Below are 12015 nucleotides of genomic sequence, written 5' to 3'. Positions count from 1 at the left end.
GGATGCATGTGAACCGCGAGCAAACCCAAGAGACCATGATGACCCTAGGCGAACAGCGGGAGGTGACGAACTATTGGAGCCGGACGCTTCAGCCGCCGCTTCCGAGGAGCGTGCTGCCCCCGGATGCCGGCCCGCTGTCCGGCACGCCGCAAGACCGCGCGAGCTGGACACTCTCCCTGCCGGAAGACCTGAGCGGGAGACTGGAGAGAGCCGGCGGCGGCAGTCCGGCGGCCCTGTATCTCCTGCTGCTCAGCGGCGTCCAGGCCCTTCTGGAACGGTATAACGGCAGCGGCGAGACCCTCCTCGCCATGCCGCTTGCTGCCGGGGAGGAAGCGGGAGGTTACGGGAGGCTGCTCCCGCTGCGGATCCGGCAGGAGGCCGGGCTTAGCTTCCGAAAGCTGCTGGAGGAGCTCCGGCGCACCGTATCCGAAGCCGAGCGCCATGCCCGGATTCCGGAGGCCGAGCTACACCGTCTGCTGCACGGCGCAGATGGCGGGACGGTAGAGCGCCCGGCAGGGGGAACCGTCGTACTGCTGGAGGGTTTTCACGGGAGGGGGAAGGCGCAGGAGCTTGCGGCCGACCTGATCTTTGCCTTCCGCAAGGAACAGACAGGCATCCAACTCACGATCCACTATCCTGCAGGCTGTTACCTGGAGGGTTCCATAGCCCAAGCGGGCGATGTTCTGCTTCAGCTGTACCGCAAGGGACTGGCCGAGCCGGATGCACCGCTGGAGAGCCTCGACCTGCTCACCGAGGAAACGGAGCACCTCCTGCTTCATACCTATAACGATACGGCAGTTCCTTATCCAGCGGACCGGTCGATCGGGGACCTGTTCACGGAGCAGGTCCTCAGGACCCCGGATCACACCGCTGTGGACGACGGGGAGGTCCGGTGGACCTACCGCGAGCTGAATCTCCGGGCGAATCGGCTCGCGAACCAGCTGCTGGCGCTCGGCCTGACGCCGGAAGAACCGGTAGGCGTGCTCTCCGGCCGCAGCTCCATGATGGCTGCGGCTATCATGGGCGTGCTGAAGGCAGGCGGCGCCTATGTGCCGCTCGATCCCGAGCTGCCGGCGGAGCGCATGCGATTCCTGCTGGAAGACAGCGGCGTCCGGATCCTGCTGGCAGCACCCGGGGAGGAACTGCCGCAAGGGTACGCCGGCTGCAGGCTGGAGCTCGGCAGCGGCACATGGCCGGAGCATGCCGATGCGTCGGAACCTGTGGTCAGCGCGGGCCCCGGCAGCCTAGCCTACGTGATGTATACGTCCGGTACGACAGGCCGCCCCAAGGGGGTCATGGTAACGCACCGGAATGTGATCCGGCTGGTGCGGGGGGCGGACTATCTTCCTTTCGGACCCCAGGAGCGGTTCGCTCAGACGGGCGCCGTAGGATTCGACGCGGGCACCCTCGAGATCTTCGGGGCGCTCCTCCATGGAGCGACGCTCGTTCCTGTCGAACGGGACACGCTGCTGAACGCCGGCCGTCTGAAGGCGTATCTAGCGCAGCAGCAGATCACGATGATGTGGTTGACCGCACCGCTGTTTCACCTGCTTGCTGCCGAAGATCCCGGACTCTTCGCCGGCGTCCGCCATCTGATCTCCGGAGGCGACGTCCTGTCGCCCCAGGCTGCCGGGCAGGTGCTGGCTGCCTGTCCAGGGCTTACCCTGTACAACGGGTACGGCCCTACGGAGAACACCACCTTCTCTGCCGTTCACCGGGTGGACCGGGAGAGCGTCGAGGCACATGACCGCCCCGCCCCCCTTCCGGTCGGCCGGCCGGTCTCCAACTCCACTGCCTACATCCTCGGGCCTGACGGCCGGTTGCTGCCGCCCGGGGTGCCGGGAGAGCTGTATGTCGGGGGCGGCGGCGTAGCGCGCGGCTACCGGAATATGCCGGACGAGACGGCGGCCCGATTCGTGGACGATCCGTTCCGCGAGGGCGGGCGGATGTACCGTACGGGCGACCGGGCCCGCTGGCGGCCGGACGGGACGCTGGCCTACCTCGGCCGGCTGGACCGGCAGGTCAAGATCCGGGGCCACCGCGTGGAGCCGGGCGAGGTGGAAGCCATCCTGCGCCTAGTACCCGGTGTCCTGGAAGCCGCCGTACGGGTGAAGCCGTATCTTCAAGGCGACCACGAGCTGTGGGGCTTCTACACCGCCGGGGAGGACGTGGAGGATACGGCGCTTCGCAGGCGGCTGGCCGAACAGCTGCCGGCTGCCCTGATCCCGGCACAGCTGATCCGGCTGCGTGCGATGCCGCTCACGGTGAACGGCAAGGTGGACGAAGCCGGGCTCCTGTCAGCAGGCCATGCAGCTGCTGCGGGCGCCCAGGCCTCATCGCCTTACGTGACCCCGGTGACGGAGACGGAGAAGGTGCTGGTCCGCCTGTGGGAAGATCTGCTCGAGACCTCGCCGGTCGGGGTCCGCGACTCCTTCCTGGAGCGGGGAGGCCAGTCCCTGAAAGCGGTGACCCTGCTGTCCCGCATCCATGAGCGGTATGGGATCGACGTGCCGATCAAGGTGCTGTTCAGCGAACCGACCGTGGAACGGCTGGCCGCCTATATCGATTCGGCCGAGCCTGCGTCCGGTCCGGGACGAACGCCGATTCCTGCCGTGTCCCCGCAAGCCTTCTATCCCGTATCCTCCGCACAAAAACGGATGTATGTCCTGGACCGACTGGAGGGCAGCGGCATCTCCTACAATATTCCGGTTGTGCTGTCCCTTCGCGGAGAACTGGATGAACAGCGTCTCGGCCTGGCGTTCACTGAGCTGATCCGCCGCCACGAAGCGCTCCGCACCTCTTTTCATACGGTGGAAGGGGAACCGGTGCAGCAGGTGCACGATACCTTTGATTTTCAAATGAAGGTTATGGACGGAGAGCAGAGCACCCGGGAGGAGATCCTGGCTTCATTCAACCGGCCCTTCGATATTTCCCTGCCATGCCTGCCGCACGTGGGGCTGGCCCGCCTGGAAGAGGAGCATCACCTGCTCTTCATTAACATCCATCATATTGCGGCGGACGGGACATCGCTCGGCGTGCTCGTCCGGGAACTGACGGCCCTATATGACGGCAGCCATCTGCCTGCTCCCCGTACCCAGTACAAGGATTATGCGGTATGGGAGCAGAGAGGGGAAGGGGCGCAGCGCAGCAGAGCGCAGGAGGCCTTCTGGCTGGAGCAGATCACGCCGGACTGGCCGCTGCTCCACCTGCCTGCCGACCGCCCCCGGCCGCCTGTACAGAGCTTTGCGGGAGATCAGCTCCACTTCTCGCTGCCGCAGGAGGCGGCGGCTTCGGTGCGGAGACTGGCTGCAGAAGAAGGGGCAACGCTGCAGATGGTGCTCCTGGCGGGATTCAAAAAGCTCCTGTCCCGCTATGCCGGCAGTGAAGATATCGTGGTCGGCACGGGAGCGGCGGGACGGACGCATACGGATACCGAGGCGATGATCGGCATGTTCGTCAATATGCTCGTTCTCCGCAGCCGCCCGTCGAGCGGCAAGACCTTCCGTGCGTATCTAGCCGAGATCCGGAGCCTCTCGCTGGATGCCTATGCGCACCAGGAGTATCCGTTCGAAGAGCTCGCCCGGCGCTGCGGACTGCAGCGGGAGCCGGGGCGCAGCCCGCTGTTCGACGCGGCCTTCGTCGTCCAGAACATGGACCTGCCGGACCTCCGGCTGGGGGATCTGTCCGTCGAAGCCGTGCCTTATACGGGCGGCACCTCCAAGTTCGATCTCACGCTCTTTGTCTGGGAGCGGGGGGAAGAGATCCGCTTTCAGCTCGAATACAGCACGGATTTGTTCGACCGCTCCACGATGGAGAGATTCAGCCGGCATCTGGTGCGGGTGATCGGGGAGGCCGCCGGACAGCCGGACCGTCCGATGTCCGGGATCGAGCTGCTAACGGAGGATGAACGCAGGCAGCTGCTGGCGGAGCGCGGGAACATGCCGGCGGAGTATCTGCCCGAGGGGACCCTGCACTCCATGTTCGAAGAGCAGGCAGACCGGACGCCGGAGGAGACCGCCGTCGTCAGCGGGACGGATTCGTGGACTTACCGGCAGCTGGAGGAGGAGGCGAACCGGATTGCGGCGCTGCTCCGGACCTGCCCGGACGCGGGGCAGGAGCACCCTGTAGCCGTGCTGATGCAGCCGTCGCCCCGCCGGATTGCGGCTATCCTCGGCATCCTGAAGGCCGGTGCGCCCTATGTGCCGCTCGATCCGGATCTGCCGGCCGAACGGATCCGCAATGTGCTCGGCGATGCAGGATCGGGCGTGGTGCTGACGGACCGTGCCCAGCTGCCGCTGCTGAACCGGCTGCAGTGGGAATGCCCGGCCTTCCGCGCCTACCTCTGCCTCGACAGCTACGAGGTGTATGCCGAGACGGAAGGCGAACACAACGACCTGATGGCCGAAGCGCTCTGGGAGCAAGTCGGCGAACAAGCGGACGACGACATCACCGGCGGCGGCTGGACGAGCAGCTACACGCGGGAGCCGCTCTCCCGCGAGGAGATGGACGAGTACGGCGAGAATGTGCTGCAGAAGCTCCGTCCGTACCTCCATCCGGAGCTGCGCGTGCTGGAGATCGGCTGTGCCACAGGGATCTCGATGTTCCGGATCGCCCCTAAGGTAGGTCTGTATTACGGTACCGATCTGTCGCGGGTCATCATCGAGAAGGACCGGGAGCGCGTAGAGCGGGAAGGACACCAGAACATCCGGCTGCAGTGCCTGCCTGCCCACCGGATCGGCGAAGTGGAGGAAGGAGATTTTGACCTCATCATCCTGAACAGCGTGGTGCAGGTGTTCCATGGCCACCATTACCTGCGCCAGGTGCTTGCCCAGGCGGCAGGGCTGCTGAAGGCGCAGGGGATGCTGTTTATCGGCGACGTCATGGACCAGGACAGCAAGGCGGACCTGCTGGAGTCTCTGCATGCCTACAAGCGGGCACACCCGCAGGCACTTACCAAAACGGATTTCCATTCGGAGCTGTTCCTCTCTCGCGGGTTCTTCGAGGATTGGGCTGCTGACCACGGCGGGGTGAGGGGGCTGGATTTCTCCGCCAAGCTCGGCACGATCCCGAACGAGCTGACCCGCTACCGCTATGATGTGCTGATCCGCATCGACAAGGGGGCGGCCGCTCTTCCTGCCGGCCGCAGCCGCCCCAAGTGGAAACACCAATGGGGACGCACGGAGCTGGAGTCTTTCTCTGCTGTACGAGCCGGCGCTTCAGGTGATCCGGACCCGGGCAGCCTGGCCTATCTCATCTATACCTCCGGCACGACCGGGCGCCCCAAGGGCGTGATGGTCGAGCACCGCAGCGTCGTGCAGCTGGCCCGCTGGCACATCCGGCACTTTGGCTTAACCGCCGCGGACCGCTGTACGCTGTACGCCGGCTTCGGGTTCGACGCCGCGGTCTGGGAGCTGTTCCCCGCGCTGCTCTGCGGGGCCTCCCTGCATATCGTGCCTGCCGCCCTCCGGCTGGAGATGGAGGGACTGCGGGACTATTATGAGCGAGAAGGCATCACCGTGTCGTTCCTGCCCACGCAGCTCTGCGAGCGGTTCATGGAAGGGAAGGCGCCATCCCGTCTGCGTGCTCTCCTCACCGGCGGCGACCAGCTCAAGCAGTACCGGCCGCAGCCGTACCAGCTTCACAACAATTACGGCCCCACCGAGAATACCGTCGTTACCACAAGCTGCCTCGTGGAGCGCCAGGAGTCCCTGATCCCGATCGGCGCTCCGATCGACGGAGTCCAGATCTACGTGCTCGGCCCCTATGGCCAGCTGCAGCCGGAAGGCATTCCCGGCGAACTCTGCATCGTAGGGGGAGGATTGGCCCGCGGATACTGGCGTGCCCCGGAGCTCACCTTGGCTGCGTTCGTCCCGGATCCCTTCACGGAGGGCGGCCGCATGTACCGGACAGGCGATCTCGTGAGACGGCGGCCGGACGGGAATCTGGAATTCCTGGGACGGCTCGATACCCAGGTGAAAATCCGCGGTTACCGCATCGAGCTCGGCGAGATCGAGAGCCGGCTGCTTCAGCACCCGGCCATTCGGGAAGCTGTTGTCGTCGCCAAAGAGACCTCCAGCGGAAGCAGGGAGCTGTGGGCTTATATCAGCGCCCCCGAAGGGCTGACGGAAGCGTCGATCCGCGAGACGCTCTCCCTGACGCTGCCGGACTATATGGTTCCCGCTCGGGTAGTGCAGCTGGAACAGCTTCCCCTGACGGTGAACGGCAAGGTGGACCGGCGCGCACTGGAGCGCACCGCCGATCGAAGCAAGGGTGCATCCTTCGTCCCGCCAAGAACCGCGATGGAATCCCTGCTGGCGCGGATCTGGGAAGAGCTGCTGGGCAGCGGTCCCATTGGGATTTACGAACCGTTCTTTGAGCTGGGGGGCGACTCGATCAAAGGGATTCAGATGGCCGCGCGCCTGCACGCCGAGGGCTTCCGGCTCGAGATGAAGGAGCTGTTCCGCCACGGGACCATTGCCGCCCTGGCCCCGAGAGTATGGCCGCTCGAGAAGGAGCTGCCCCAGGAGGCGGTCGAAGGCGAGGTGCCTATGACCGCCATCCAGAAGTGGTTCTGGAGCCTTGGCTTGGCGGACCGTCACCACTGGAATCAATCCGTCATGCTGTTCCATCCGCAGGGGTTCGACGAACCTGTGCTGCGCGAAGTCTGGACGCTGCTCACAGGACATCACGATGCGCTGCGGATGCTCTTCCGCGAAGCGGAGGACGCCCCCGTGCAGTGGAACCGCAGCATCGAAGCGGCGCAGGGCCGTGCGTTCCGGCTCGAGTCGTTTGACTTCCGCTCGGAGCAAGAGCCGCAGCACCGGATCGAAGCCGAATGCCGCAGGCTGCAGGCGGGCCACAATCTCGCGGAGGGACCGCTGATCGCACTGGGCCTCTTCCGTACGGCGGAAGGGGATCATCTGCTGGTCTCCATCCATCATCTGGTGATCGATGCCGTCTCGTGGCGCATTCTCCTGGAAGACTTCGGAGCAGCCTACGAACAGGCGATGCAGGGCCGGGAGATCCGGCTGCCGGCGAAGACGCTGTCCTGGCAGGCGTGGTCGGAGCAGGTTCATGCCTACGCTTCCTCTCCGAAGCTGCTTGCCGAAATCCCGTATTGGTCCAAAGTAGAACAGCTGACGCAGGAAGCCGGCAGGCTGCCTCAAGCAGGCGCGGGGAAGATAGAGGAACGGGGAGACTCCCGCACGATAGAGCTCACGCCCGAAGAATCCAAGCGGGTTGCCGCTGATTGCCACCGGGTCTACCGCACGGAGATCAACGATGTGCTGCTGACGTCATTGGCACGGGCCGTGAACGGATGGACTGGGGGTTCCGTTACCGCTATTGAGTGGGAAGGACACGGCCGGGAGCCGGCCGGCGAGGAGCTCCCTGTCTCCCGGACCGTCGGCTGGTTCACCTCCGTGTTCCCTGTGGCGCTGAGGCTGGAGCCCGGTCTTCCGCCTGGCGACTGCCTGATGGAGGTCAAAGAGGCACTTCGGCGCGTGCCGAACAAAGGGATGGGATACGGCATTCTGCGTTACCTGACGCCGGAGCATCTGCGCAAGGGGCAGCACTTCGGCGTCAGACCGGAGATCAGCTTCAATTATCTCGGCGACATCGGCAGCTCCGCCGCATCGGGAGATCCGCAGGGAATCGGGATTTCGCCGCTCTCGGGTTATTCGGGCGACCAGATCTCCCCAGCCGCTGGTCCGCTGAACCGGCTGCTCGTCAGCGGCTGGATGTCGGATGGGAGGCTGCAGTTCAGCTTCGGATTCACACCCGGGGACTTGGAGGAAGCCGCGGTGCGGAGGCTGGCGGACGCCTTCCGCTCGGAGCTCCTGCTGCTGGCGGACCACTGCCTGGCGCAGCAGGAAGGGCTGCCGACGCCTTCCGATCTGGGCTGCACCCGCCTGTCGATCCGTGAGCTGCGAAGCTGGGAGGCCGAGCTGCGCGGGCGCAGCGCAAAAGCTTCAGATGAAGCCTCATCAGAAGCCTTATTCGAAGCCTCATTAGAAGCCTCATTAGAAGCCTCATCTAGAGCCATATCGGAAGCTTTATCGGAAGCCATATCAGAAGCCTCATCGGAAGCTTCATCCGAACTCCCGGTCATCGAGCGGATCTACCCGCTGTCCCCGCTGCAGGAAGGCCTGCTGTTCCACGCGCGGTTCGATCCGGACTCGCCGGCTTACTTCGAGCAGCTGACGCTCTCCTTCGAGGGCCGGCTGGATATGCCGGCATTCGCGGAATGCGTCCGGGCTATCGCTTCGCGTCATGATATCCTGCGCACGGTATTCCGCCATGGCACCGAGGGAGGTGCGCTTCAAGCCGTACTTACCCGGAGGAGCCTGGAGGTGAGATACGAGGACTTGCGCAGCTTGACCGCGGAGGAGCAGCGACGCCGGATCCAAGCTTTCCAAAGGGAAGACCGGTCGGACGGCTTTGATCTCAGCAGCGGCGGGCTCATGCGGTTCGCCGTGTTCGGGACGGGGGAAAGCACCTTCGAGGTCGTGTGGAGCCATCATCATATTCTGATGGACGGCTGGAGCGTCGGCATCCTGCTGCGCGAATTTCAAGCCCTGTATACCGCAGCCATCGCCGGCCGGCCAGCCGCGCTGCCGCAGACGGAGCCTTACCGCCATTTCATCGAATGGCTGGAGAAGAGAGACAAGGAGCAGGCCGCAGCCTACTGGGAAGAGGTGCTGGCCGGCTGCGAACAGCAGACGGGCGTGCCGGCTTTGGGCAGAGTACAAGCCTCATCTGGAGGTCAGACGTATCTCCAGCGCAATCACAGCTTTTCCCTGGGCCCTGAGCTGCTCCGGCGCCTGGAGGCGGCCGCAGCCCGGAGCGGGGCCACGATGAATCTGCTCCTGCAGTCCGCCTGGGCGCTGCTGCTGTCCAAGTACAACCACACCACCGATGTGATCTTCGGTACGGTCGTATCCGGGCGTCCTGCCGGCCTGCCCGGCGCCGAATCGATGGTCGGACTGTTCATCAACACGATACCAGTCCGCCTCCGGACAGGGTCCGCGATGACCTTCCAGGAGCTTCTTACCCAAGCGGTTGCGGGCTCGGCCGCTTCTGCACCGCATGATTGGTTCCCGCTCTCCGAGATGCTCGGAGGCCAGGGTGCCGGACTGATATCCCACCTGTTCGTCTATGAGAACTTCCCCCTGAAGGGCACCGGGCCGGAAGACGGGCCGGACTCCTCCGCACTCCGGCTCCAGGAGGTCGAGCTCTACGAACAGACGAATTATGACTTCAACCTGCTCGTGCTGCCGGAGAACGGGCTGACGATCAAATTCGCATTCAACGCTCTCGTATACAGGGATACCGACATCGGGCGGATCGAAGACCACCTGCTGCGGCTGCTCGAGGGGATTGCCGCAGATCCGGCGGCTGGGCTCGGCGCCCTGGGCATCCTGTCGCCCGCAGAGCTGCAGCAGACAGTAATGGCATTCAACGAGACGGCCTCCCCGTATCCGCGGGACATGACGCTGGACGGATTATTCCTGGCCCGGGCGGAACAGGCCGAGGGGCGCACGGCGCTCGTCCACGGTCATCAGTCGATGACCTACGGTGAATTGAGGCAGCGGTCCGCCGCATGGGCCGAGGCCCTGCGCGAGGCCGGGATCGGACGCGGACACTGCGTGGCGTTGATTGCCGGGCGGGGCTTCGACGCGGCTTCGGGGATGCTGGGCATTCTCCTGGCCGGTGCGGCGTATGTGCCTGTCGACCCGGATTATCCGCCCGAGCGGCAGGCTTATCTCGTCCGGCATTCGGAAGCCGCTGCGATCCTGACCGATGCTCCGCCGGTTTTTGACACGGCAGGGCTGCCAGTCCTCCGGATGGATCTCGGACCTTCCGGAGGAAGCGCTGCAGGGACGGCTGCGAACGGCCGTGTGATTCACTCTGCATGGGGGGGAGAACGGAGCCCAGACGACCTGGCTTATGTGATCTACACCTCAGGCTCCACCGGTCAGCCCAAAGGCGTACGCATCCGGCACCGTTCAGCGGTCAATCTGATTCACTGGGTGAACGGAGCCTACCATGTGAGTGCAGCCGACCGGCTGCTCTGGGTGACTTCGTTGTGCTTCGATCTGTCGGTCTACGACCTCCTTGGTATCCTCGCCGCCGGAGGGACCGTGGTCATCGCGGACAAGGAAGACATTCAAGACCCCGCAGAGCTGTGGAGGCTGCTCCGGGAGCAGAAGATTACCTTCTGGGATTCGGTGCCGACCACCCTTAGCTACCTCGTCCAATCGCTGGAGGAGGCAGGGGATGAGTGCAGGCAGCACGAGCTGCGGCTTGCGTTCCTGAGCGGGGATTGGATTCCCGTGACGCTGCACCAAAGGCTCGCCCGCCGCTTCCCGGAAGTTCAAGTCGTGGGACTCGGGGGAGCAACGGAAGCCGCCGTCTGGTCGAACCACTATCCGATTCGCGGTACCTGCGAAGGACAGACCAGCATCCCTTACGGGAAGCCGATCGCCAACACCCGCTATTATGTCCTCGACCCTTATGGACAGCCGGTACCCGCCGGCATGACGGGAGAGCTGTGCATCGGCGGCATCGGGGTGGCGGACGGTTACATGAACGACCCCGATCGGACGGCGGCTGCTTTCGTACGGGACCCGTTCCACCCTGACGGCCAGGCCGGTGCCATGATGTACAGGACCGGGGACTTCGGACGGCTGCAGGAGGAGGGGAACCTCGAGTTCCTCGGGCGCAAGGACCATCAGGTCAAAGTGCGCGGCTACCGGATCGAGCTCGGCGAGCTCGAGCAGAGACTGCTTCAGCATGAAGCCGTAGTAGCGGCAGCAGCCACCGCACGGCCCGGCACCGGAGGGACGCAGCTCTGCGTGTATCTGGTGTCGGAGCCCCGGCTGACCGCTTCCGAGGTGCGCGAATACTTGGCCCGGACGCTGCCGGTATATATGCTTCCGGCGCAGGTGATCCCGCTTGCGGCGATGCCGCTGTCGGCCAACGGCAAGATCGACCGCAGCAGGCTGGCCCAGATCGGCGCCTCGATGACGGCGGAAGGGCAGGAGCCGCGAACGGAGACAGAGCGGCGGCTTGCGGCGATCTGGCGCGAGCTGCTCGGCCTGGAGCGCATCGAAGTGAGGGAGGACTTCTTCGCCATCGGCGGGCATTCGCTGCTCGCAGCGGCGCTCACCGTCCGCATCCGGGCCGAGTTCGGCATCGAAGCGCCCCTGCCGCTGGTCTTCCGCTGCCGCACCATAGAGACGCTTGCCGAGCAGCTCGAGAGCCTGGAGCGGATGCGCGGCACGGCCGAGCAGCCGGTCGTCCGGCTGAACGAGGGCGGAGGCACCGGCAGCATCTTCTGCTTCCCGCCGGTCGCAGGCTATGGCTTCGAGTACCGAGGCCTGGCTGACGCCCTGCCGGACTATACGTGGTTTGCTTTTGATTTTCATCCCGGCGCCCCCTCGGAGTTACCCGAGGATCGAGCTGAAGCATACGCGGATTGGGTCCGGCGCATGCAGCCGGATGGTCCCTATGTGCTTCTGGGCTATTCGGCCGGCGGCAATCTCGCGTACGAAGTCGCAGCCATCCTCGAAGCGCGCGGAGAAGAGGTGGCCGGGCTGATTCTGATCGATACGGCGCGCAAGGATGAGGCGATCCAGATCTCCGAAGAGCAGCTGCACCTGGGGACGGAGGAAGCGCTCCGGGGAGCGGAGGCACGCTATGGCGGCCTGCTCGCGGTGCCGGCACTCCGGAGGGAAGCGGCGGAGCGGATGAACGGCTACCGCCGCTGCCTGAACGGGATAGTGAACTCGGCCCGGCTTCACGCACGCATTCATCTTCTCGAAGCGGAGGGCTCGGGCGTATCCGCTTCGTGGAACAAGGCGCCGGCTGCGGGATCTATAGCCGTCCACCAGGGCAGCGGCACGCATACCGACATGCTGGAGCGGGAACATCTGGCACGCAACGCGGAGATCCTGCATCTTCTGCTGAGCCCATCTGCCGCGGGGCAGCAAGTCCTGTAGCACCGCGCCCCGC

The 12015-nt window shown here is 65.1% G+C and carries 1 protein-coding gene; it reads left to right on the top strand.

What is annotated here, in order from left to right:
- Nucleotides 1-8 precede the first annotated feature (8 nt).
- Complete coding sequence (locus O9H32_RS08270; protein WP_269865484.1) at nt 9-12002, top strand: non-ribosomal peptide synthetase; 11994 nt, start codon at nt 9-11, stop codon at nt 12000-12002.
- Nucleotides 12003-12015 lie beyond the last annotated feature (13 nt).

Origin of the sequence: Paenibacillus caseinilyticus (genome assembly GCF_027533645.1) — a bacterium.
Lineage (GTDB): Bacteria > Bacillota > Bacilli > Paenibacillales > NBRC-103111 > Paenibacillus_G > Paenibacillus_G caseinilyticus.
This window is presented reverse-complemented; position numbering and strand designations above follow the sequence as displayed.